The 23168-nt window shown below is 54.1% G+C and carries 21 protein-coding genes and 1 pseudogene; 19 read left to right on the plus strand and 3 right to left on the minus strand.

Going from position 1 to position 23168, the window contains the following annotated elements; translation table 11 throughout:
- Window positions 1-2: 2 nt before the first annotated feature.
- From JMJ16_RS00930 to JMJ16_RS00945, 4 genes are all read left to right on the plus strand, one after another.
- The gene (locus tag JMJ16_RS00930; RefSeq protein WP_201377702.1) at window positions 3-347 is read left to right on the plus strand and encodes a hypothetical protein; all 345 of its coding nucleotides are present in this window, start codon (window positions 3-5) and stop codon (window positions 345-347) included.
- Between the two features lie 173 nt (window positions 348-520).
- Entirely contained in the window at window positions 521-1438 is a 918-nt protein-coding gene (locus tag JMJ16_RS00935; RefSeq protein WP_201377703.1) for a hypothetical protein, read from the plus strand.
- 189 nt (window positions 1439-1627) lie between these two features.
- Complete coding sequence (locus tag JMJ16_RS00940) at window positions 1628-3214, plus strand: hypothetical protein (RefSeq protein ID WP_236601100.1); 1587 nt, start codon at window positions 1628-1630, stop codon at window positions 3212-3214.
- Window positions 3208-3402 (plus strand): carbon storage regulator, encoded by a 195-nt coding sequence (locus tag JMJ16_RS00945; RefSeq protein ID WP_201377705.1) that lies wholly within the window; start codon window positions 3208-3210, stop codon window positions 3400-3402. The genes JMJ16_RS00940 and JMJ16_RS00945 overlap by 7 nt, the downstream gene beginning before the upstream one ends.
- 70 nt (window positions 3403-3472) lie before the next feature.
- On the opposite strand, the gene JMJ16_RS00950 is transcribed toward JMJ16_RS00945, so the two are convergent.
- Window positions 3473-3973 (minus strand): hypothetical protein, encoded by a 501-nt coding sequence (locus tag JMJ16_RS00950; RefSeq protein WP_201377707.1) that lies wholly within the window; start codon window positions 3971-3973, stop codon window positions 3473-3475.
- 46 nt (window positions 3974-4019) lie between these two features.
- On the opposite strand from JMJ16_RS00950, the gene JMJ16_RS00955 reads away from it, so the two are divergent.
- Window positions 4020-4232, plus strand: a complete 213-nt coding sequence (locus JMJ16_RS00955; protein WP_201377708.1) for a hypothetical protein — start codon at window positions 4020-4022, stop codon at window positions 4230-4232.
- 38 nt (window positions 4233-4270) lie between these two features.
- Window positions 4271-5230, plus strand: a pseudogene (locus JMJ16_RS56600) (recombinase family protein); the annotation flags it as partial.
- A 435-nt stretch (window positions 5231-5665) separates the two neighbouring features.
- On the opposite strand, the gene JMJ16_RS56605 reads toward JMJ16_RS56600, so the two are convergent.
- Window positions 5666-6352 carry a transposase gene (locus JMJ16_RS56605; RefSeq protein ID WP_374228976.1) on the minus strand — a complete coding sequence of 229 codons (687 nt, stop codon included), beginning with the start codon at window positions 6350-6352 and terminating at the stop codon, window positions 5666-5668.
- Entirely contained in the window at window positions 6273-6710 is a 438-nt protein-coding gene (locus JMJ16_RS56610) for a transposase DNA-binding-containing protein (RefSeq protein WP_236601395.1), read from the minus strand. The genes JMJ16_RS56605 and JMJ16_RS56610 overlap by 80 nt, the downstream gene beginning before the upstream one ends.
- 576 nt (window positions 6711-7286) lie before the next feature.
- On the opposite strand from JMJ16_RS56610, the gene JMJ16_RS00970 reads away from it, so the two are divergent.
- The 13 genes from JMJ16_RS00970 to JMJ16_RS01030 all read left to right on the plus strand — a co-directional run bounded on the left by JMJ16_RS00970 (window position 7287) and on the right by JMJ16_RS01030 (window position 23168).
- Window positions 7287-8171 (plus strand): site-specific integrase, encoded by an 885-nt coding sequence (locus JMJ16_RS00970; protein ID WP_201377709.1) that lies wholly within the window; start codon window positions 7287-7289, stop codon window positions 8169-8171.
- A 338-nt stretch (window positions 8172-8509) separates the two neighbouring features.
- Window positions 8510-9391, plus strand: coding sequence for a DUF3592 domain-containing protein (locus JMJ16_RS00975; RefSeq protein WP_201377710.1), 882 nt, complete (start codon window positions 8510-8512; stop codon window positions 9389-9391).
- Between the two features lie 326 nt (window positions 9392-9717).
- Window positions 9718-10494, plus strand: coding sequence for a hypothetical protein (locus JMJ16_RS00980; RefSeq protein ID WP_201377711.1), 777 nt, complete (start codon window positions 9718-9720; stop codon window positions 10492-10494).
- A gap of 103 nt (window positions 10495-10597) precedes the next feature.
- Window positions 10598-11008 carry a helix-turn-helix transcriptional regulator gene (locus JMJ16_RS00985; RefSeq protein WP_201377712.1) on the plus strand — a complete coding sequence of 137 codons (411 nt, stop codon included), beginning with the start codon at window positions 10598-10600 and terminating at the stop codon, window positions 11006-11008.
- 213 nt (window positions 11009-11221) lie between these two features.
- On the plus strand, window positions 11222-11983 hold the full coding sequence (locus tag JMJ16_RS00990) for an exonuclease (RefSeq protein ID WP_201377713.1): 762 nt from the start codon (window positions 11222-11224) through the stop codon (window positions 11981-11983).
- A 3-nt stretch (window positions 11984-11986) separates the two neighbouring features.
- Window positions 11987-12268, plus strand: coding sequence for a hypothetical protein (locus tag JMJ16_RS00995; RefSeq protein WP_236601102.1), 282 nt, complete (start codon window positions 11987-11989; stop codon window positions 12266-12268).
- Window positions 12261-13616 (plus strand): hypothetical protein, encoded by a 1356-nt coding sequence (locus JMJ16_RS01000; protein ID WP_201377715.1) that lies wholly within the window; start codon window positions 12261-12263, stop codon window positions 13614-13616. Before JMJ16_RS00995 ends, JMJ16_RS01000 begins: the two co-directional genes overlap by 8 nt.
- Before the next feature lie 2 nt (window positions 13617-13618).
- A complete protein-coding gene (locus JMJ16_RS01005; protein ID WP_201382679.1) occupies window positions 13619-13858 on the plus strand; it encodes a DUF2695 domain-containing protein in 240 nt (79 codons plus the stop codon).
- Window positions 13859-14158: 300 nt separating this feature from the next.
- Entirely contained in the window at window positions 14159-14665 is a 507-nt protein-coding gene (locus tag JMJ16_RS01010) for a hypothetical protein (RefSeq protein ID WP_201377717.1), read from the plus strand.
- Window positions 14666-14749: 84 nt separating this feature from the next.
- A complete protein-coding gene (locus JMJ16_RS01015; RefSeq protein WP_201377718.1) occupies window positions 14750-15169 on the plus strand; it encodes a hypothetical protein in 420 nt (139 codons plus the stop codon).
- A gap of 717 nt (window positions 15170-15886) precedes the next feature.
- On the plus strand, window positions 15887-16636 hold the full coding sequence (locus tag JMJ16_RS01020) for a metallopeptidase family protein (RefSeq protein WP_201377719.1): 750 nt from the start codon (window positions 15887-15889) through the stop codon (window positions 16634-16636).
- Window positions 16637-17412: 776 nt separating this feature from the next.
- Entirely contained in the window at window positions 17413-20874 is a 3462-nt protein-coding gene (locus JMJ16_RS01025) for a hypothetical protein (RefSeq protein ID WP_201377720.1), read from the plus strand.
- A complete protein-coding gene (locus tag JMJ16_RS01030; protein ID WP_201377721.1) occupies window positions 20871-23168 on the plus strand; it encodes an ATP-dependent helicase in 2298 nt (765 codons plus the stop codon). Before JMJ16_RS01025 ends, JMJ16_RS01030 begins: the two co-directional genes overlap by 4 nt.

The raw sequence follows: 23168 nt of genomic DNA on the forward strand, positions 1-23168 counted from the left end.
TTATGACACACCATGTTGGCACATCCTGGTCATTTCCGGGTCATATCCCACACACCGGATATTCGCTCGATTGCGCTGTTGCCACCAGGCACCTCAATCACGTTCTTCAGGTGCATGGCCCGCTCGTTCTTCCTCGCATCAGTCCCTTCCCCATTCACCGCGTCTGGTGGACGCAACAGGGTCCTCTGGCAAGTCTCCAGGTTCCCCCTGGGCATCCTGTCGCCCTGCAAAAACAGCTGACGCCACTTGAATGGCGAAGCCTGCTGCTGGTCACTGGAGCGCTTCCACAGGCGTCGTCACGCATACCTCATAGTTTCGGGAATAGGGCAACCCATTCGTTCAGGTAGCGTGTTCAAAACCACCATATATTGGACAAGATTAGGCATCGGCCTTGTGTCGATGTGATCGCGTGAGAAAGAGAACGATGATTATAGACAAAAAACACCCAACGTATTGCAACTACGTTGGGTGTTCCTTCAGTCCTCTCTTCTCACGCGGAAAAGAAAGGAATCTACTAAGCGTGTTTAGTGTAACATCCCTCGATGAGGTTTTCAATGCTGTTCCACCCCACTATGACGATGGTCGTGTCCAGCAACAGGTGCTTCTCTCAAGAGAGTTCTCCCAGCTCTTTCCAGAGACCATCTACGGCGGGCGCCAGGTCCTCTGGTGGTGTCCTCGCTGCGCCACTCCCTGGTGGCAGGCTGACCATCGCCTCTTCGTGCTTCAGCTTTCCCCAGAACAGGCAGCCAAAATTGGACACCAGCTCCATGCGCCCATGCGCCAGGATGGCTCGTTTCATGAACTGCCCATGCGTCTCTGCCCGCAATGCCTGGGAGCGGTCTGCGTCATTGATACCTATCCTGGTCGTCTCGGCACACAGATCCTCTGGCATACCCTGTCTTATGCAACCTTCTCCTCCACTGAACCTCCCTCCACTGATCTGGGTGCGCTCCTCCCAACAGTCAGTCTCCCAGGCACTTTTCAGCCACAGGGCTCCTCTCCTCAGGCCTTTTTGTTCGCCATGGCCGAGCAACACCCAGACGAGCTGTTGTGGACGCTGGCACAGATGGGAACCGCCATGCTCACCATGCAAACCGATCTCCCCGGAGAACTCGATGCCGTCGCCTGGCAATTACGCTGGGTCCAACGCGTTCTTCCGCCTCCCAGGCACCAGGAATGCGAGCCACTGAGTGCCTCTCATCTGGCACGCCTGGAGCACCTGGTCGAACCTCGTCCAGGGATGCGCTGGCAAGGCTTTCTCTGGCGAGTCCCCGACCTGCTCAGCAAGGTACTCTACACGCGTCACCCTCTCACGCTTCTGCATGCTGCTCTCTTGCCTGAGGACAAACCCACCTCCAATACTAACCTCTATTCCCTCTGGCAACGCTTGCTCCCCTGGATCTTTGAGGCTGCTCAATGGGATGAGCCGCGCCCATGATCGAGTCACATCACGGCTGCTTACCTCTGCCCACAGCCCGTTCTCCTCCTTTCCGGTCCACTTCCCTTTCACTTTCTTCCTATTCGTCCTTCACAGGCCTCAGGAACGCGCTCACATGCTCTCTGTCGTGAGACAGAGCATCATGAGCATGCCCTCCTGAGGCCTACCTGTTTTTGGAAAGGAATCCCTATGACGGAATTTCTTCTTCCCTGCTGGTACCGCGATGTCGAAGTCGGTGGCCCTCGCGAACAAAAGACGCTCTTTCGCGCACTGCAACAACTGATCGAAACCACGGAGGCCAACCTCACCTGCAACAGCTATATCGCTGGTGGTCATTACCATGTCGTGCTCTTTTGCTTGAACGAAGCACCACCTTCAAAACCTGATCAAGCGAGGCTGGAAGCTGCCTTCGCGCCCTATCTCCCGTTCCAGACGCTTGAGGAGCCATTCCTTGATGCCCTCGTCCGAGCGCGTTTAGGCAAGGAACACATGATTCTCCAGGACGCAGCGGCTGGCCGACTCCATGTCGCCCAGAATCAGTATCGTCCTCTGGCTGTTGAGCATGCCTCCCTGTCTCAAGAGAAGCGAAACCAGTACCGAGAGGACTGGATCGCCACCATCAAGGCACTGCTTGCCGAAGGCAAACCCTTCATCGAGGTCTTCAAAATGACGTTCGCCGGGGAGCGTCTGACCTCAGGCTTTCCCTTACCACAAACAGACCCCTTTCAAGCCAGCCTCTTTTGTCAGATGCTCGATCATGCACAACTCTGGCTCTGGACCGCTTCAGCCAGGCAGATGTATCAGGATCTGGTCCAATCTCTTGAAGCGTTCTGGGCGCGCAAGGGCTGGACGACACCGGAGGATCAACTGGCCTACTACAACACACTGGTCACCGACCTTTTCAAGACGGAGCAACGGTACTGGATCGAGTTCGATGAGCCGCAACCCGATCCCCTGGGCCGCGTGCGAGCCGTGTTTCTCTATCCACGCTATCCAGAACAAGAGCTGAACAGGCTGCTTGACCCGCGCGAGGATCTGGTCGCATGGCTTCAGGCACATCAGATCCTTGGGCAGGAGGTGGCACGCTGGAACATTGATGTCATTGGCGAGAATGCGAGTGTGCTCTTGCGCCTCTCCTACGATACGCAGCTCGCGTGTTGGGTGCTGCCAGAAGACCAATTTATGAGCCAGGTGTTTGCGTGGACCCGGTGGCTCGCCATCACCACCGGCATGCTGCACAAGCGCTATGCACGCGCGCCGCAAGCCCCAGACTTTCCGACGCATATCGCATCCTATCAGACGAAAGAACGGGTGCCTCGTAAGCGCGGCAAAGGAAAGCCCAAGGACAAGTGGGTGACGCACTCGCGTACCTACATCAAGGTCACCTATGACGTGTCGGCGCACACGTCTCGCCCAACGATGGTCGACCCTCAGGAACGGGAAAACGCCACCAAACGCCAGAACTGGCTGGCACAGGCCCACCCTGGGGACCTGCTCTACGAGCAACGGATCATCGATACCTTTACCCGCAGCTACCCGACGCGCAAAGATGGCACCCGCCGGGAGGGAGAAGTCACGGTCACGCATTCAGAACCCAAGTGGGTTCCGCTCCTTCGTCCCACACTGCGCAAACGACAGGTCATCAAAAAAGCCGTCGCCAGCACCTACGAAGAGGGCATTATTCCTTCAGAACAGGAAACACCAGAGTCCCCTCAATCGAGACCATCATCACCAGTGAGCGAGCACAGAGGCGAAAGAAGGGAACCAACATGCTAGTTATACGCCGCAAGGAAGGGGAGCGCATCATCCTCTCCGGGAATATCGTGCTCGAAGTACTTGAAGTAGGAGAGGGAAAGGTCAAACTTGGGATCACCGCTCCTCCCGAGGTCGATATTGTGCGCGAAGAATTGCTACGGCGGCAATCACCACCCCCACCCAAGCCTCCAGCCACGCAACCAGAATAAAGCATGTGCATTCTTTTCAACAAACCGCCGCAGGAGTCCCCTGCCTTTGAGACCTGATTCTTACCCACATCTACAAATGGAGGTGAAGAGCGAGATGCGCGCCCTCAAGAAGCGTTTGCAAGGAGAGCCAGCCTTTCCAGATGGTTCGCCATCCAGGAGGACCATCACGACGACGCGCCAGATAACCACCGAGCCGTGCCACTTCCGTCCAGAAGGTGCCCAGTGTCATGGTGGCAGGCGAGTGACCAGAGCGCTGGGCCAACACCGCAAGCATTAGAGGCTCAATCACCTCAGAAGCTGGGCGTTGTGGCGCTTCACGAGCGTAGGCACGCACCTGCAACAAGCGCACGGCAAGTGGAGACAACACCCCCAACAAGCGCATCAGAGCGTCAACCGTTTGCAATTGTCGTTCCTCGATGCGACACCCGCTTTTGAGGCATTGGTGATACTCCTCAATGGTACAATCACAAACGACAAATTCTGTATGAGCCGAGCTGGCCGCTTGCAGCTCAACTGGTGGAGACTGCCGAGAAGGCTCCGTCTTCCAGCCCCGCCACAAACGATCTATCATCCTACTGAGAGACACGATGGGGAAAGTGAATCTCAGGAGGGTAGGTATGAAGGCACGTCAGTGGAGCATCCGGCGTCAGACCATCCCAACAGCCGACGCACAGCGGAGGTGGGATCAAGCATATCAGAATCTGGTCCGATGGAGTCTCGCGGCTTCGCAGGACCGTTTGCAGGAAGCGCCTCAGCAGGAGCACGGTGATGAAAGTGGCGATGTATGTCCGCGTGTCTACGCAACGGCAGGCACAAGCACAGACCATTGAACAACAATTAGAACAACTTCGTCGTCATAGCCAAACGGATGGTTGGCCCTGGTGCGACGATCACATTTTTTCGCGATGATGGCTACAGTGGGGCCAGTCTGCGGCGACCAGGACTGGATCGGTTGCGAGATCAAGTGCGGCTTGCCCAGTTCGATCAGGTGGTCATTACAGCTCCGGATCGGTTAGCCCGCAACTACGTCCATCAAGTCCTTTTGATTGAAGAGTTGGAACGAGGAGGGTGCCAGGTCACCTTTGTCGATCGGCCCATGAGTCAGGACCCCCATGATCAACTCCTCTTGCAGATCCGTGGAGCGGTGGCGGAATACGAACGAAGTTTGATCGCCGAACGGATGCGGCGAGGGCGCCAACAGAAGTACCAAGCAGGCTGTCTGCTGCCCTGGACTCATCCACCCTACGGTTATCGGCTCGATCCCAGCCGTCCGCGCGATCCAGCAGGGGTGCGGATAGAACCGCCCGAAGCGGCCGTTGTCACAGAGCTGTTCGTCACCTATCAGCAAGAGGAGCAAAGCCTGATCGGACTGACCAAACACCTCATCCAGCAGCAGGTTCCTACTCCCAGTGGAGGTTGGCGCTGGAACCAGGCAACGGTACGTGGGATTCTGGCCAACCCGTCCTACACTGGCACCGTCTACATCGGACGCTATCAGAGCAGGGCAGCGCAGCATCGGCAATCGGCTTTGGTTCCCATCGGCCACGGCTTTGGGGGTCACCCCCTCGCCAACCCCCAGGAGTGGGTGGCGGTTGCCCAGATCCCTGCCATCGTGAGTCAAGAGCAATTTGATTTGGTGCAAGCCAAATTAGCCCACAACCAGCAGTTTGCCAGCCGCAACAACACAACCCATCCGTATCTGTTGCGTGCCCTCGTGAGTTGCGGGACGTGTCATCTGGCTTGCACCGGGCGTTCTGATGCCAGACATGGCTATGCCTACTACACGTGCCGGGGCAAGAGCCATGCCGTCCTCTCTTGCCGTGATGAGAAATGCCCCTCCCGCTACATTCCGGCAGAGCAACTCGAGGAGCTGGTGTGGCACGACGTCTGCGAACTGCTCATGCACCCAGAACTGATTGCGGCGGCTCTCCAGCGGGCACAGGGTGGACAATGGCTTCCTCAAGAACTGCATGCGCGGCGGGAGAATCTGCGCAAAGCACGGGTGAGTCTGGAACACCAGAAGGAGCGGCTGACTGACGCCTATCTGGCCAATGTCCTCTCCTTGGATGAGTACAAGCGACGCCACCAGGAACTGGAGCAACGGTTGCAAGGGGTTGCTGAACAGGTGCGTCAGTTAGAGGCCAGCGTGGGACGCCACGACGAACTCGCTGCCATGGTCCAATCCATTGAGGCTTTTTGCCTGCGTGTCCAGCAAGGGTTGGCTCAGGCCACCTTTGAGCAGAAGCGACAATTGGTTGAGTTGTTAATTGACCGTGTGGTAGTCACCGACGAGGAAGTGGAGATCCGCTATGTGATCCCCACTTCCCCACGTTCTGAACAGCTTCGTTTTTGTCATTTGCGATTGGACTATTTCGACCAGCCAGCGTTGCCGATACCAGTCCACACGCTCCCGTGCTTGTTCGAGCGTCGTGGTGGGAACCGAGGTCAACAAGATCCATTCCAACGGTTTTTCACCTTCCGGAGCCAGTTCTTCCCAGACGCGGATGACCCAGACGGTCAAGGGGTCGTTGCTCGCTTGCGGCTCATTGCGTGGGGGCAAGAGGGTCATGTGTCCGAAGGCAAGCTGAACCTGGGTCGAACGCGCTTTGTGTCCATGCCGAGCTGGCACCTCCAGCGGACGGCTCTGCTGACTTGGAAAGGCGCGGGCGCGATCCAGAGAAGACGTGATCTCTTCCTCGTCCGCTTCCGTGCGCCGATTCTGAGCCGCTCGCACCAGAAAGTGCGTCTGGTTCGCTTGGCATGCGAGGAAAAACGGGAACATATCCGCGCCTCGATCCCCAACATGGACCCAAGTGCTTCCTGGCTTAGGCTTCCCAATGGCACCTACCTGGCGCATCCAGACATCGGTTTCACGCTCTTTGCGTTTGAGCCGTTGATGGCGTTGTTCCCCTTTGGGTGCTGCAATGCGCACAAAGGGTTCTTGAGCCATACAGCCAAGCACTTCCTTGGTAGGGGGATGCACAGCAAGCACTGTTTGCACGCGCGAAACCACGCCCACGTTCATTGCCAATTTGCCCCGTCCCACTGATCTTGTGGCGATGCGACAGATCGATATCGGTGGTATCTTGTACCAGCAACATCACTGCAGAGGATGCAGCTTGTTCCCTCGTCTGTTGAACATGCGGCTGCATCAAGGCAGCAAAGGTCACGTCTGGCTCGTTGAGCAAACGATACAAGGCTTTTGCCCCTTTCCAGTCGTGCATTTGAGCAGGCAGCGAACCCAGAGGGTTCTCCGCCAGGTTGCTGGCTGCCTGGATGGTGCGTCTCGTTCGGCGGCTATCGTGCAATTGGACGTTCCCAAAGGTGTGCTCGGCCCAACTCTTGGCGTCTCATACTTCTTGCGTCTTCATCCTTGATTCTATCACTTCCTAAATGTGGGTAAGAATCAGGCCTTTAGGCGTGGGGTCACTGACGACAACACAGTCTTTTCTCAGAAAGGCAGGAAAAATATGTAACCACAACAGAGTCCCGCCCGTATTACAGGTGAACATGTGTTCTCATTTGTGAGAGCCGTAGCGCACAAGAAGGGAGATCGTTGGGTGAATGTCGAGTCGCTCCATTCGCCCAGGGATTTTCTGGCGCTGCACGTGCGCCAGGTGGTAGCTCTGCTCCCTGGCGTCACACCCACATGAAGGCAGAAGCATCGTGTTGTCTGGGTCTGTCTGATCTCCAGCGGGCCTCTTCCGATGGAAGAATAAACAGACAAACAGGATGTTTTCGAGAGAACGGAGCATCTCCCTGTCTTCATCCCGCCTGGCATGGCCCCTCCGGGTACCTGCCCACCGCTTCGGAAGTACTGAACTGAACGCTTGCCTTCCAGGGGCAAACTATGCCTTTCAACCGAAGCAGGATATGTACACGCCATGGGAAAACGACCCGGACTCCTCTATGAAGCCCTTCAGCGGCTTGATGGCTTGATGGCCATCGGCCAAAGCCGTGCCGATGCCAAAGCGCAGGCTCGTGCACAAGGCGAGCACTTCTGGTCGTTTTCTGACGGGAAGATCCACTCCTTTCAGACCCGGGCAACCTACCAGGACATGGTGATGCGCTTTTTGCGCTGGTGCCGCGCGACTCACAGTACCAAACGCCTGGCCGAGGTCGACCAGCGTGCAGACAAACTCGTCTCGGCTTACTTGCTCTTGCACATACAGGAGGGCTATAGCCCCTGGACCCTGGCCACCGAACGCAGCGCATTACGGCTCTTCTTTGGCTCTCCACTCCTGGCAGAAAACGCTTCATTTCCACCACGTCACCGGGAAGCCATTCACCGTTCTCGCCAGACTCCTGGGTCTGAAGAACAATCCTCGCCCCATTTTCAACCTGAGCACTGGCAACCCCTGCTGGCCTTCCTTCGCGTCACCGGATTACGGCGGCGCGAAGTGAGCATGCTCCGGGTTGGACAGATTCAGGAGGAGCCGGATGGACACATCGTAATTCACGTTCAGGGCAAGGGGGGCAAAGTGCGCCAGGTCCCGGTCATATCAGGGCAAGAAGCAACCGTGCTCAGCCTGGTACAAGGCAGGAACGAGGAAGAAAAGGTCTTTGCTCATATCCCCAGTCACCTCGATATTCACGCCTACCGTCGGCAGTATGCGCAGGCGCTCTATCAGCAACTCTCAGGGCTGCCACTCCCTCCTGCCACTGGTCGACTTCCGCGTGGCATTCTGGATGAGGAGGCAGTACTCGCTGTCTCACGAGCGCTGGGGCATAACCGTCGAGATGTGGTCCTGACCTACTACCTGCGCTGATTCTGATGCCATTCCAGGAACATTGTGCCCTTTGAAGACGAATTTGGCGCAAGTGGGAGACGTGGGTGTTGACTGGCCAGTCATACGAAGCCTTTTCCAGCACTCAGTTTGGAATGGTCTCCTTGAAAGTTTTTCCTTGTATGTTATCACCTCCTGGGAAGCAAGCAGAAAGCCCGAATGTGGACAAGAGCCATATATGAGAATCCACAAACACGCCACCTCTTCGCTGGTCTTTGGATACTCTACGAAGCCTTTCGTTCACTATTGTAGTGTTTACAAAAGAGATCAATTGACCCAGCGCGACCAGGATAAGGGCGTGCGGGAGAGGTGTAAAGCGTATGTTTTCTCGTACAACGGATATCTCGGAAGAAGCTTCTACAGACTGTCCTCTGCGGCCTCGTTCCAGGCCTCTGCTGGCCCTGGGCGAAATGGTGGTCTTGCTCATTGCTCTGCTCATTCCGGCCTGTGGCGGCTTGTATCGGGCGGACTATTATAGCCGCTTTGTCCAGGGCACCTGTACCATCACCAGTGGGGAGGTAACGAGCGAGCAGCACCATGTCAAAAATGGCTCGGATTATACCACCTATGCTCCTTCTTTTTCCTATACCGTCTCTGCGCCTGGAACCTCTGGAGTGGACAGTTCGGGCTATGATGGGCCTGACCATACTTCCTTTTATGATGAGGCTGAGGCCCAGGATATCGTGAACCAGTATGCGGTCGGCACGACGACAACGTGCTCGTATAATCCTGCCAATCCCCACGAGGCCTTCCTGGTCTTTCAAGGCTATTCGCAGGAGCGCGCCTGGAGTGTCTTCTGGAGATCTCTCTTCTTGACTGGGCTGGCCCAGATGGTCACGTTGCTGGTCTGGTATCTCTGGGTGCGCAAGCTCATGATCTTACACGAGCGCGGCCAGTTGACGCGTGGCCATGTGGTCAGGCACGAGACCCGTCAGAGCAAAAACGGTCGTTATACCGTCTCGATCATTGAGTATACCGGGATCACTATCTTGAAGCGCCCGATCCGGGGAGAGCTTACGGTATCGGGACATCTCTCTCTCAAGAGCCCGATCCCGGTCTGCTACGATCCCTATCGCCCAACCCGAGCCAGGCGCGGCGACCGTCCCACCCAGATACATATCCGTGGCGCGATCATCGCAACGCTCCTCTTGCTGGCCTCAATAAGCGGATTTACCTGTTTGATCACGTTTTTGTTGGCGTAATCATCAATCCTGTTTATTGTGTGAGATACATACTTTTTTCAGGAGACCATTCCAAACTGAGTGCTGGAAAAGGCTTCATATGACTAGCCAGTCAACACCCACGTTGGAATAGTCTCCCACTTGCGCCAAACTCATCTTCCGCTTGCGCAAACTCGTCTTCCGCTTGCGCAAACTCGTCATCAAAGGGCAAGGAACAACGAGGTTCCTGTTCATCATAGATTCCCATCGCATTTTCTTCGTGTTCACTGGCTCACCTACTTGCATTGGCAAGTAGGTGAGCCAGTTTTTCATGTCTTGTTTTCCATACAACAAAAGGAGGAATTTTAATGCGTCGAGAATATACACGCTATCGCTTTCTGCTCAAAGAACTGGAGGCCTTCACTGGCATCTACAAGCATACTGCCGAGAGTTGGCTCATAGAATTTACCAGTGACCCGTCCAACGTGACTGACCAGGAGCATGGCTACCGACACATCTTTCCCGAACACGTCCTCGCTCGTATTGAGGGCTTTGACACTCCCAAGCAGCTCTTCAAACCCTTTGGTCCACTCCCACAACCCGCGCGCTTCTTTCTGCCCTACCGCGACAAGGTCCTGACGCCATTCAACGACGAGATGGAACGGCGCCTGGCCACGTGGTGGCAGCAGGAGTGGCGACGCCAGCATCTCGACTTTACCCATATTCCGCCGGCGCCACCGACACGCGCCAGAGCACTCACCCCCTGTGGCTTTCGCACCTGGCGCTATACCGATCAATTCCTGGTCAGGATCGAAGGTGGAGTAAGAACACGCCGATGTCGGGTAAGCACCTGTAGCACAAGCTACGTTATCTGGAGCCTTCTGCTCCCGCCCGCCCCATTGCGTCTGCTTCCTCACCTGCTCCTGCCACGGCTCCATCGGCTGGCGTCCCTCACCGACTGGCGACAACTGGAACAACTCACTCCCGCAGTACATCGCGCCCTCGCCAAACGCGTGGCCCAATTGATCATCTTTTACACGAAGCGCTCTCTTCAGGTCACCCCACTGCCATTACCCTCGCACACACCGCCCTGCCAGGACATCTCACAGCAACAGACCATGCAGAGAACCTCCGCTCATGAATAACCATTCCCTTCCCCGTTGCCGTAGCCCTCCATCACGGCTCTCACACGATCAACGTCTCCCCAACAACTCACTCATAGAACCGAAGAAAGGATACATACACCCCATGAACACACAGCAGCAACGTTCCCCTCATCTCTCACTCATGCCCTCCGTTACGGAGAAAGCCTCAGAGCCGGGCGAGAACACCGACTGGCGAGAAGCAGGATTGGAAGAGGACGCAAGCCTCGTGCTCCTTCTTGAGGCTCTCGCGAGCCCCGTCCGGTTTCGTTTGCTCCGCTTGCTGGCCCAAGAAGGCGGCAACCTCTGTGTGAGTGAACTGGTAGAACGAATACCACGCAGCCAGCCCGTCGTCTCGCATCATTTGCGGCTCTTACTGTTTGCCAGGCTGATTGGAGTGAAACCACAGGGGACGCATAACTACTACTACATCTTGCCCGACAAGCTCAAAGAGATACGCGAGGCCCTGGCCTCCGTTGAACACCTGCTGCAGCAGAGACGTGAGGATCAACGCTAAACACAAAGCACCTCTTCAGGGTCGAGATCTGCAACATCACCCCTGAAGAGGCCCAGTGAAGAGAGAGCGGGATTCCCTCCAACGCTCTCTCCTCTCTGAGCATATCTCACGATCTCCCAGGCATGCAACATTCTTCCCCATTGTTTTCTGGTGACGACAGCTTCCCACATGCGTAGTGGGAGGCTGTCGTCCTTTGTCTGAAAGGAATGCTCTATGACGCATACCAACCCACCACGCTTTGATTATCAGCAGGCCATCGAACAGGCTCGTGCCCTCCTGGAAGAAGAGCAGCAGGCAAGCCTCATGCCCTCAGGCCTCTCTCACAAAGCGCGAGCACAGAGACGCGAACAACTTGGGCACCTGCTCATGCAGATCCAAATCCGCATGCAGCAGGAGATTGGTTACTTGCGCTACGCCCTGCACACCCTCCCACCACTGCCACCCTTGCGGGAGATCCGCTGGGCGCAAGAGATGCTGGCCCGCCCCGATCTGGCCGTTTTCCACCTGACCACCGCCGGGCTCTCACATGACGCTGAGATCATCGCGGTCACCTTGGTTGATCGAGCAGGTCTGCCCATCGAGCATCTTGTGCTTCGCCCAACGGAGCCCATCTCCTTTGCACGCGGGGAGACCTATGGCCTGAGCGCAGAGCGGCTGGCGTCGGCGCCCTCTTTGCCTGAGGTGTGGGCTCGGCTTGCCCAGGCCTGCCAGAATCGCTTCTTGCTTAGTTTTCAGCGCGACTATGACCTGGCTCGACTTGCAGAAGCCGCTGCACAGTTGCATCTCCCGCCTCTTAGTGTGCAGATGGAGGATCTGCGCACCCATACCCGGGCCTACTTCGGTGAATTGGGTCTGCGGCTCTCCGATCTCTGCGAACGATGTGGGATCACCCTGTCACCCTCACCTGATCCCCTTCAACGTGCCCAGGCTTTCCATGCTGTGCTCTGCACCATGGCACGCGCGGGAGAGGACTAACCGTTGCCCGCACAACACAAGCCATGCCAGGGGAGAGAGGGCGACAACGCTGCGATTAGGCTCCATCCCACGTGTGCTCGGTTCTTTCACATTCGTGGGTTGCTCCATGCCAAACAGCAGTACTGGCAGGCAGCCTATCAGGATCTCTGGCGCGCCTTACACGAGATGCCAGAAGACCAGGCACTGGCGGACTGCTTCTTTGTCGTCATGCAACGCCTGGGCACACAGCTTGCCGTGCCTACCACCTCTACCCCACGCGCGAAAGGGAGAGCCACACATGCATAACCGCCGACAGTCCACGTTCACCCGTCAACTTCAGGAACTGCGTGCGTCCCTGCCTCCTGAGGCGCCTGACCCCTTGATTGATCCGCCCCCTGACGCGTTTCTCCACCTGTGGGAGTGTGCCAGGGCTGCGGGAATCGAGGTGAGCGACCTCCTGGTCGTTCGCCAGCCACTGGATTTTCGCGCGGCAGGGGCCTATTCCATCGAGGATCATGACATCTGGGTCTGGTATTCCTCAGAGATATCCGAGGAACAGGCTCTGCGGACACTCCTGCACGAACTGGCCCATGCTCAGTGTCCACCCACGTTGCCCTATACCTCGTTCGAAGAGGAGTGGGAGGAAGAGCGAGCAACCTGGAAACGCGCCATTGCCCTGGCGCACACGTGGGGAATGGAGCATCTCTTCTCGGAGGAGATCGTTGCAGAGCTCTTGGAAGAGGTGGAGGCGTGTTTGCAGCAGCGCCTCGCCACCGCTGCCATTCTTGGGAGTACCGATATGGAGCGAACTGAGCGTGCACTCAAACAACTCTGGCTTGAAGCCGATGCGCGTGGGTGGACGAGTGAGCTCCTGCATGAGGTACTCACGGGAACCAGGTCTGATCCTGGTTTGCTCATGGAGGTGCTCGCCTTTGATCGGTGCGTGCTGCATGCCTGCTGGGAACTGGTGCATGAGCTCGAGGATGACCCTGACCCTGACATGCTCTTTGGCCCTCTTTCTCGCCTGGGAGAAGGCACACGCTTGGCGAGCGCGGTAGTCCTGCTCCAGCGGACCCTCGCCTCCTGTGCCCGCCAGGAAGAGGCGCTGCGCACCCGTCTCGCCACACGTCCCTGGCAGGTGGTAACCTTGGGAACGATGTCCTATGAGCGAAGCCGTCAGGTAATCCAGGATGAGGCCTCGCTCCAGGAGGCCATCGCTCTGGTCAATCAGCTTTGCTTTAATGCCCATGGCTATGCTCTGCGGATGAACTGGCAATGCTTTGACGAACTGTTCTCCCGGCAAGATCAGGTGACACACCCGGCGCGGCTCTACTGTCTCCATCTCTTCTTCACTCCCTGGACAGAGGTGCTGACCGAGATCACTCTCTGGATAGACCTAGAAATGCTCCCAGGCTGTCAGAAACGCCTCCCCAGCGCCATCTGGTTCCTGTTTCCCAGAGACGAGGACACCACGCTGCTTGAGGTCGCGTGGCAACTCTTCCTGCTGTCCTGGATCAGGTGTGCTGAGATCAGCTATGAAGGATCCCTCTCCACTCCGGCGAATCCGCTCCAAGATAGGAGAGAGGCTCAGTGGGCACCTTCTCCAGAGGACAGCGAAAGCGGTAATGGGAGCACGATGGGAGGGACGGCGTGACGATGTTGGATCAACGTCAATTCGATGTGCTCTATACCTGGCTTCAAGAGCCCCAGCAGTGCCATGCCAGGCCGACCAAGACTGGATGGCGCTACAAGTGTAACCACACCTTTGAGCATACAGCCATCTGGCTGAGGCGTCAGGGTCTGAATGTCGAAAGCCACCTGGAGCAGTTGAGAGCGCTAGGGATCACCTACGATTGTGGCATCCTCTCAACGCTCATTGACTGGCCCACACCCTAGCCAGTTTCTCTGCGCGCATTTCATCATCATCTTCTCTTCCCTCTCCACTCCCACTGTTTTGTCCTGCTTTGGTTCCAGCAAGAGCGCGACTCACATGACGATCGGAGCACGTTCCTGCTGTGTCTCAAGCACACGGCTACAGACAGGTAGGAGGGAAGGCAGGGAGCATCATCAAGACGACAAGCACACAGAGAAAACGCGTCATCTGTGTGCTCTTGTCATGGAAAAGGAATGCCTCCTGCCCGGCCATGATCACGGCTGGGCAGGAGGCATTGTTGTGTTCAAAAAAGGAGATAACGTATGTCAGACCGACAGGCAAAACGCCAACGCCGCGCCGAGCGAAGAGCGGCAGCGAGCCAGGAGGGGGGAATATCTCATCCTCCCCTGGGTGCACCGCCGCTCTTCACTGAGCGTTCTTCAGTTGCCTCAAGCCATCTCGCCATTGCGCTCAGTGCCGCCGTTCCTCTTCGTGTGCTAGGACTCTATGAACGGCAGGGTCCCGATGAGAATGACCTGGAAGCAGCCCGTCAGGTAGGAACACTGCTTGCATCAAAGGGAGATGTCCTCCTCTTTGGAAGCCAGGTGAGAGGAGAAACTGCTAAGCTCTTCAATCATGTTGCACAGGCTCTAGCGGTGCTCTCATTTGCACCAGGTGGCATTTGCTTTGGCCAGCATTTTGACGCTCAGGCGATCCTCACAGGGTTCTTTGGCGCCCAAACGGCGGAACAGTATTGTCAGCACATGAGAGGAACTCCTCTTACGGCACAGCAAGAGCAGAGGAATCCTCACAACGACGATATGCGCTGAGCCAACAAAGCAAAAATGGTTTGAAACGTGTCAGGCGGTGCCTTATCAAGGCGTAGCCTGTTGCTTTCTAGAGAAAGAAAAACTATGAAACGCAAGAAACAAGATCCCAAACACGATCTTCTAAGCATCCCCTGGACACCTTTCGTCCAATGTGAGAAAGATCCACGTGATCCTGAAAGTGAGATCTATCGTAATAGTCGTTATCAGGTCCATCGCAGACGCTTCAAGGCACATGACAGTGGGCCAGACCTGATCCACCTCTCGTTCCGACGCCTGGATCGTGGAACATTTCTGCCCTATAGGGACAAAATGTGCATCAAAGATGAACTCGTCGGACCAGAATGCGAAGGCATCGAACTCTTCCCCGCGCGCTCACGCGAAGTGGACACCGCCAACCACTATCACCTGTGGATTATCGATGATCCCACGTTCCGCTTCCCTTTCGGCTTCACCCGGCGCCTGGTCACCGAAGCAACCATTGGTGACGCGCGGCAGGAACCATAGCCCGCGAACGAACGTCCAGCAGATTGCCTTCCCGAAGAAGAAATGAGAGCTCTGCTCCAGCAAGAACAACGCAGGCGTTCTTAACACACGCGACCTTGCACTGGATACGGCTTCTTGAGAGGCCATATCCAGTGCAAGGGAGAGGCACAGTTCAAGAAAGCGTTTTTTTGGGGCAGTAAATTCTACAAATAATATAATACCAAATTTTGGTAATGTCGGGACCCTCAAAAAGCTGGGGAGCAAAATGTTGCTTTCGTTCACACACGTGGTCATTGGTTCCATCTCAATCGTATGGTGGCTCATACCCTTTCGTAAACACAGGTGTAACCTCTGTTCCTTTGAGGTATAGTTGTAGGAAGCAGCTATACCTCTTTGATGGAAATAAAAAAAGAAGATACACATCTAACTTTTCAGCCATCTACACAAAGCATCCTCCCCCATCTGGATGAGATTGACTCGATTTGGCAGGGGTGCAACAAAAAAATGATTGTGTTCCTCTCTTTGAATTCGCTATAAAAGCGGGTGATGGTCTGGCTTGTTTCTGAGAGCAAAAGTGCTATATTCAAAGAAGTGCTGCGCGTCTCTCTTACGTGTCGCACTAATTCATCAGGCATTGATCTATCAGAAGGAAGAATCCTGCCTATTTCATAGCGGAGGGGAAGCTACATCTCTCTTTATGAAGAGGGAAATAGTTTCCAAGATAAGAGGAGGTCAACGATGACAACGACGAAGTCTGCTCACTCTTCTGATGATGCTGACGATCTCGATGCCTCTGGCAAGAACGCAGCCGGGTCAGATAAGACGAATCAGCGAACGCATACTCACAAGAATGCGTGGAGGTGGGTAGTCATAATAGTGAAACTGCTCATTTTCCTCTTCTTCGGCTTCTGCTCATTCTTTGTCCTGTATATTCCCCTATCTCGTGCTATAGATAGCTCTTCCGCACTCCTGATCACCAGTGGACTGATACTCCTCCTCATCGTCGGAACGGGATATCTGTTAAAGGTTCGCTCGACTGCTACACATACAGCAAAGAACAGACAATCAGGGAATGTGTATGAGAAAGCACAAACAAAAAAGCCTGGCAACCGCAGAACCAGGTTGCAACCTGACGTTTTTGACCGGCTGGTCCAGGAGGCTGTCAATTCCATTCCCGACGAGTTTCAGAAACACATGGACAATCTGGCAATCTTGATCGAAGATGAACCGGACGCCGAGACCCTCGAAAGAGTAGGTACTGGTGATGGGCGTCTTCTGTTGGGATTGTATCAGGGCATCCCGCTCGCCTGTTATGGGAGCCACTACTCGCTTTTGCCCGAGCGTATCACCATCTATCAATGCACTATTGAAGACTATTGTCAGGGCGATCTTGATCGTATCCGCGCGCAGGTCAGAAAGACGATCCTCCATGAAGTGGCTCATCACTTTAGCATAGAGCACGAAGAAATGCCGATTTGGATCCAATAAGGAAAAAAACAGCAGAAGAAATCTTCCTTGTGGGTACGACTTCTCGTGATGCAATGTGTAGACGCAAAAAATAGCGTAAGGGAAACGAGCCCAAGTATGCCATACTAACAGTAACGTCTAGTATGGAGAGGAGAGCCTCATGGCTTCTACATGGCCTAACAGTACTCAGTATATAGCAGATGCTTTAGAGGGTCCTCCTAACAGTGATCAATACAACCGATGGCAAGCATCCCCTTCGCTACCTTGCTAATGAGCACTACCAATTGTCAGCAAGTGGTGGTGTGACATCTAGACACAGGGCCGAAAGCACCAGACGCCAGAGGAACATATCTATTATGGCATTCAAAACTGCTTCCATTACGTTCGCAATGTTTCCTTCAAAGCCGCTTCTGTTAACGCACAAGCGACGTTCCACAGCCTCTAGCAACTTTTCGCAATCTTAGCCATCTCCTTGATCCATCGCTCTAGCACCTCACAGATTTCAGCGACTCGTCACTTATTTCATCGCATTCTGAGCAAGTCGTTGCCCTCATTTACGCAACGGGAAGCCAGCATAATTCTCAGAATCTATTTTGTGGATAAATAAGTCTTGCAAATGTTGTGCATCATATTGACAACTATAACCTCAAGCATTATAGTATAGTGCCATTACCGTGAAATTGCCTCCTCTCGGAGCACATCGATAGTAATCAAACTCATTCGTGACGTCTAGGCATCGCCATGTATATGGTTGGACCTACGCCATGGTTAGCTAACAAGAAGCGAGAGTCAGCGAAATGAGGTTCTTCCCTGAAGACACGGCACCAGAATATAGGGCCGAGAGTGATGTGTGGGATATCGTCAAGGAAGCGTTAAAAGATGATGATGGGGTTGCTTGGCACGGCTACCGCCTCTATCGCAAGGGACGATCATATTCCTACGCACCTGACATTTTTGTGCTTAGTCGTCATTATGGGGCTATTGTCATTGAATGCAAGGGATGCCTCATAGACAACATCGATGCCATCTATAATATTGCCTGGGAAATGGTAGACTGGTATAAGCCACAAATTACTCCAGTCACCCAGGTAGAGAACCAAAGACTCGAAATTCAGAGACTTCTCAGGCAAAAAAATTTGCCTCCTGAAAGACTCCGCTTTCGCGTCATGGTCGCCCTTCCCTTTATTACACGTACACAATGGGCAGACAAGGGCTTTGCAGAAGAGGAAGCTATCAAACCCGTTGCCCTGGCAGAGGATCTCACAGTTGATGGGTTCCTTGCCTGGCTGGACCAATGTCAACGCGAAAGTCCGCAATCACAGCTGGCTGCTTCCGAGTGGTCTGCAATCGTCAAAGCTCTTGGAGGGGGGCAACAGGAAGCAACTCAGCAAGCAGAAACAACGGTTCCTCAGAACATTCTGCCAACCCAACCATCTCCAGCCAGGGAAGAGCAAGTGGTGTTCCTCACCTATGAAGGGAACCCACCCCATGACGATTTACTGCGCAATCGGTTAGGGTTGCCATATCTTAATACCTGGACAAGTGAAAAACCGATGCCGGATTATTGGTACCTGGTACCAACGGCAGGTTTAGAATGGCAACGTCGTAACCTGGCTCCCGAGATCCAAATACAAGAGCGTCTACGTCGGGAGATCAGCCGCCAACAGGAATTTGGCGTGAAATTGCTATTTCGGAAAGCCTTGATACACTTTATGGCACTCGGGCCGCAACCACGCATCGCCACACGCGTATCCGAACTTGTGCACCTGCGCAGAGCAGTGTTTTCCCTAGACCTGGAACCCGAGATGCGAGAACAAGTATTGCGAGACCGATATGCGTGGATCGAAGCAATCCGGGCAGTGGAAGAAGAAGGCTTAGACTTAACAGTAAGTTCACTTGAGCACGAAAATCTCTTTGTGGACCCGGCAGTGGCAGAACTAATGGGGAAAATCCAAACCAGTTTCCGTCAACAGCTCACATCACAAGACGAAGTCTTATTCGAGACAGCAGCACGGGCCTTTCTTTTAAGCGATGATTTTCAGCCACCACCGCTCGTAGTCATGGAGGGCTTTACGCGCTTGACCCCACTGCAGTTGCTATTCGTGGAGCGCTGTCTTCGCATTCCCAAATGCACCATCTGGTTTATTCTCCCCTTCCGAGCAACTCAGGTGGAAGGGTTTGAAGCAATCAAACATACATATCATAAACTGCAAACCCTTCCACACAAAAAAGTGCAAGAACTATTACGCGGTCTCCGAGAACCCACAGCACTGGTGGCGCTACAACAGAGTCTATTCAGTGAGGAAAGCGTGCGAGGCACAGGAGAGCCAGAAAGTGTAGTCATCGAAGCTTACCCTACCCGGCAGCAAGAGGTAGCGGCATGTGTGCAACACTTGAAACGTTACCTTGACGCGAATCCGGAGCATCAGATAGCGGTAGTAACCCGTGATCCATTGAAGTATAGAACACTCTTACGCGAAGAAGCCGCCTTGCTTGATCCAGCATTTGCCGAGCGTTTTGACATCCCGCCAGCACACTTATTGCTCACACCTGTTGGTCGCTTCGTCCTCTCACTCTACAATGCCTGGTCAAACGGAAAGCTCATCTTACATGCGGAGCTGTTTAGGAGCATCCTGGCGTCAGGTTGGTTAGGTCGACGTGCGAAGAATTCAGTGCCTTTATTCCGATCTATTGAGCCTGCCTTCTTCGCACATTGCGAGAACTATGACTCCTGGCAAAGAGCCTTCACAGCCCTTGATGCCGCAATCAGTAAAAGTGCTGCAGGCCGTACACTTGCAGCCTGGTGCACACCAGATGACTCCGCCTTATGGCGCAAGGCCATGGATATTGTGGTGTCACTCACACAGCAATTATTCGATGGGCAAACGCGGATCCTCTCTGAACAAATCCTGCGGCTCCAGTCAACACTTGAGACACTTGATTTGCAGGATGTACAAGAGGATGAAAAAAAGATTATTCGGAACATCCTGATCGCCCTACAAAGTTTCCAGGATTCGTCAGAGCTCGAACTGGACGCCGAAGAAGTCGGGGAAGTTTTGAACTCGCTTATACGCCAACGCGAGGACGCTGAGAATCACGAGCGTATCACAGTGACAGGACCAGAGAGCCTGGATGGCCTGCAAAAAGACATCATCTATTACCTCGGAGTAGATGAGCATCGTGTGCCGCGTCCGCCAGGAGATAACTGGCCACTCGCGGAGATAGACAGTTCTCAACAGCAGCATCAGATTCAGGAAAGATACTTGTTTCTTGCTACGGTACGAGCTGCTACCAAAAACGTACATTTGACATATGCTGAAATCGATGATCGCCAGGCCTGTGGTCCTTCCCTCTACTTAGACGAGGTTGCGAGAATCCTGGAATACGGCCAAGTCCCATTTGCAGATCGTCCAACTGCAGGAGAACAGCAAAAAGTCGAGACAACTATCGACCCTATCGGATTTGTGCAGCGAGACACCTATGCAGTCGGTGAATTGGCACAATTCCAGGTCTGTCCACGTCGATATTATCTGCAACGCATGACCCGTACAGGCAACTATTACCGAGACCCCTGGCAAGTACGATTTCTCGTTCAAAGCGCACTTCTAACCCATGCACTGACAGCCTTCCAGACACAATATCCCTCAGGTGTACAAATAGAGAAGTTCCCAGACATTATGTCTAAACTTGCGCTCGAAGCGGCATTGGCACAAGCGAAGGCGACTTATACGGGATACACTGACGCTGATTGGTTTTTTCTCGCTCAGCAGACACAGAGTAGACTTGTCAACGCCCCCGCCTGGATAAAACAGCACTGGCCTGCTGAACTGATAGTGCGTGTCGAGAGTCGTCAAGACGCTTTCGTTTCACTACGAGGCAGTAATGGACGCACAATCAATTTGCGCGCAGCAACCAGGTTTGTCATTCGTGGAGGAGATCGGCGCTACGTTTACACAGAAGATCTCCTGGCGGAAGAATGGCTACTGCCATCCAGAAACAATGACCCAACAGACAGCAGATATCAAGCGGTACGGTGGTGGGGAAATCTGATCAGGAACGTCGTAAAGAGTCCGCACAGCGTACACATTGGAAATCCCATGTCAATAAAATTGAACAATACACAATATGAGCTTGCCTCGATAGAAGAGGTTATCGCACAAGTGGAAAAGGGCATCTATCAGGCTCACCCAGGGGATCACTGCCACTACTGCCCGGTGAAAAGCCTATGCATAGGTTGGCAGACGGGAGGACTACTATGAGCTTTTCATTCACCTCACGCCTACGCGAAGAGCAAGCCAGGGTGGTTCAGGAGGTTCTCAACCAGAAAGTCACGGTCGTATCGGCTGGAGCGGGCACGGGCAAGACCTTCACGACAATCGCGGCAGTCTTAACGCTCCTACAAAGAGCAGCAGAGCCGCCTATAACGCTCGACCAGTTCGTATTAATTACCTTTTCACGCAAAGCGGCCACTGAACTGCGCTTGCGGATGGCGGCCGCTTTGCGCGAGGAAATGCATATAGCACGCAAAGCCAATGATATAGCGGGCCTAAAGCAATGGCGTCATATAAGCGAGCGACTAGGTTCAGCATACATTGGAACGTTTCATGCGTTCTGTAGGAGACTCCTACACACCTATGGTTATACTGAGTATGTAGCGCGGGAAAGCGACGTCTCATTCTCCACATATTTACGACAAAAGGCGTTCGCTCAGACACGTGCGAAACTTCTCGAAGAGACGCCCGCGAGCACGTTTGTGCGTGAACAGCTATTCATGGGTGAGCACCAACTCACGGACTATGAATTACAGAAACTCGCATTCAACATCATCGATTACGTTCGGAACCGTAATCTGTCCCTCGACGAGCTTGTGACACGAACGGAGCAACGTGCGCTCACAGATTCGAATCGAAACTTCAGCTTAGCCGTAGCCTACGCTACCCGGTGGACGCTTGAGTTCTTTGATACACTCAGACGTTCCCAACAGCAGCTAGATAGCTATGATTTACTGGATCGCACTGTGCAGCTGCTGAAGAATGACCAGGTGCTGCAGCGCGTTACCGAACGATATCGCTACCTCTTCATCGATGAGTTCCAGGATACTGATGCCCAGCAGAAGGAGTTGGTAGAGCGGCTTAATGAGCGGCTCAAGAAGTTAGTCGTTGTGGGTGACAAAAAGCAGTCAATCTACTACTTCCGCGGCACGCGCCATGATTTTCTCGAAGATATCGCTAGTAATTTCAACGTATCCACTCTACCATTAAGAATCTCAGGGCGCGCACGTTCTGAAGTGATTGAAACACAAAATCGGTTATTCAAGAGCATGGCTACTGGTGATCAAGGGTGGCGCGACTTAGACGAACCGCTACAACCAGATCCACATCGCCGTAAGGGCGCAAACAGTTACGGACTACCACCCTTACGGTATATAAGCACCAATCAAAGCAACAGGGATCAGGATGCACGGATCGCTGTCATCATCCGAGAAATTGAAAGCCTCACCAATCGCGGTTTTGCTCTCGGTGACATTGCACTTCTTTTTCGCGGGAATGCAAGCATGTTACGCTATCTCGATGCGCTAAAGCAAGCAGGGATTCCTGCGCGCTCGTCGTTAGGAGAATCATTCTATGCACAACCGGAAATTGTTGTAGTCTATCGTATTCTGCGATGCATTCTGCAACCTGACGACGACGCTGCGCTCGCGCTAGCCCTACAGACACCAGTAATGCGAGCTGCACGTGATGTAAACATTGAGAAGAATCTACTCCGGCAAGGGCCTGCGCCTGAGCGCCTCACTAAGTGGTTCGCGAGCCAATTCGCGCCCAGCGCGCAGTACGAGATGCATGAAAAGCTGCGCACGCTTCGAAGAGATTTGTTGGAAGACACCGTACCCGGCTTTCTCGGCAGACTCTACCGCGACCTGGGCTTTGTTGAGGCCTTTCACAATAGCAGCATTGTTGCAAGAAACCTCGACCGCTTACGAGAAATCGCACGAGACCTCGTTGAAGTTGAGGAGGCAATCACAGTCGAGATGTTTACGGACGTGATTCAGATCCGCATTGAGCAGGGAGCACGCGAGGAGGCAGTCGATCCACCGCCTCTTCAGGAAGACCCGAAGCCACCGTATGTACAGCTCATGACAGTGCATGCCGCAAAAGGACTAGAATTCCCGGTAGTAATCATCCCCGAAGTACAGGCAGATCTCGTTCGGGACAATGAGAATATGCAGCCAGACTATGTGGTACAAAGCGACCTTAATGCGGTCGATGATGCCTTTGGTCTAGATATAGCTCCCCAGCTTTCAGGAATTGAGCGGTCTCAAAGTAAATTCAATCAACGGGTACAAATGGGACAACGTGATCGCTTGGAAGAAGAGATGCGCCTATTGTATGTGGCACTAACCCGAGCCAAGGAAATCGCCGTGCTGGTTGGCGCAGGCTCGGGTCAAGGGAACAGAAGAGGGAATCGTTTCTACTCCTGGCAGGATGAAGTTCTCCGCGCTCGTGGTATGTTAAGCGAAGTAGGCGCTCAATTCCGTTGGTCAAAATCCTGGTAA

It is taken from the genome of Ktedonobacter sp. SOSP1-52 (assembly GCF_016587395.1).

Excerpts from the sequence above, each read along its gene's own strand:
- JMJ16_RS00930 (WP_201377702.1), top strand. The coding sequence starts at position 3 with ATGACACACCATGTTGGCACATCCTGGTCATTTCCGGGTCATATCCCA.
- JMJ16_RS00940 (WP_236601100.1), top strand. The coding sequence starts at position 1,628 with ATGACGGAATTTCTTCTTCCCTGCTGGTACCGCGATGTCGAAGTCGGT.
- JMJ16_RS00945 (WP_201377705.1), top strand. The coding sequence starts at position 3,208 with ATGCTAGTTATACGCCGCAAGGAAGGGGAGCGCATCATCCTCTCCGGG.
- JMJ16_RS00950 (WP_201377707.1), bottom strand. The coding sequence starts at position 3,973 with ATGATAGATCGTTTGTGGCGGGGCTGGAAGACGGAGCCTTCTCGGCAG.
- JMJ16_RS00955 (WP_201377708.1), top strand. The coding sequence starts at position 4,020 with ATGAAGGCACGTCAGTGGAGCATCCGGCGTCAGACCATCCCAACAGCC.
- JMJ16_RS56605 (WP_374228976.1), bottom strand. The coding sequence starts at position 6,352 with ATGGCTCAAGAACCCTTTGTGCGCATTGCAGCACCCAAAGGGGAACAA.
- JMJ16_RS00970 (WP_201377709.1), top strand. The coding sequence starts at position 7,287 with ATGGGAAAACGACCCGGACTCCTCTATGAAGCCCTTCAGCGGCTTGAT.
- JMJ16_RS00975 (WP_201377710.1), top strand. The coding sequence starts at position 8,510 with ATGTTTTCTCGTACAACGGATATCTCGGAAGAAGCTTCTACAGACTGT.
- JMJ16_RS00980 (WP_201377711.1), top strand. The coding sequence starts at position 9,718 with ATGCGTCGAGAATATACACGCTATCGCTTTCTGCTCAAAGAACTGGAG.
- JMJ16_RS00985 (WP_201377712.1), top strand. The coding sequence starts at position 10,598 with ATGAACACACAGCAGCAACGTTCCCCTCATCTCTCACTCATGCCCTCC.
- JMJ16_RS00990 (WP_201377713.1), top strand. The coding sequence starts at position 11,222 with ATGACGCATACCAACCCACCACGCTTTGATTATCAGCAGGCCATCGAA.
- JMJ16_RS01000 (WP_201377715.1), top strand. The coding sequence starts at position 12,261 with ATGCATAACCGCCGACAGTCCACGTTCACCCGTCAACTTCAGGAACTG.
- JMJ16_RS01005 (WP_201382679.1), top strand. The coding sequence starts at position 13,619 with ATGTTGGATCAACGTCAATTCGATGTGCTCTATACCTGGCTTCAAGAG.
- JMJ16_RS01010 (WP_201377717.1), top strand. The coding sequence starts at position 14,159 with ATGTCAGACCGACAGGCAAAACGCCAACGCCGCGCCGAGCGAAGAGCG.
- JMJ16_RS01015 (WP_201377718.1), top strand. The coding sequence starts at position 14,750 with ATGAAACGCAAGAAACAAGATCCCAAACACGATCTTCTAAGCATCCCC.
- JMJ16_RS01020 (WP_201377719.1), top strand. The coding sequence starts at position 15,887 with ATGACAACGACGAAGTCTGCTCACTCTTCTGATGATGCTGACGATCTC.
- JMJ16_RS01025 (WP_201377720.1), top strand. The coding sequence starts at position 17,413 with ATGAGGTTCTTCCCTGAAGACACGGCACCAGAATATAGGGCCGAGAGT.
- JMJ16_RS01030 (WP_201377721.1), top strand. The coding sequence starts at position 20,871 with ATGAGCTTTTCATTCACCTCACGCCTACGCGAAGAGCAAGCCAGGGTG.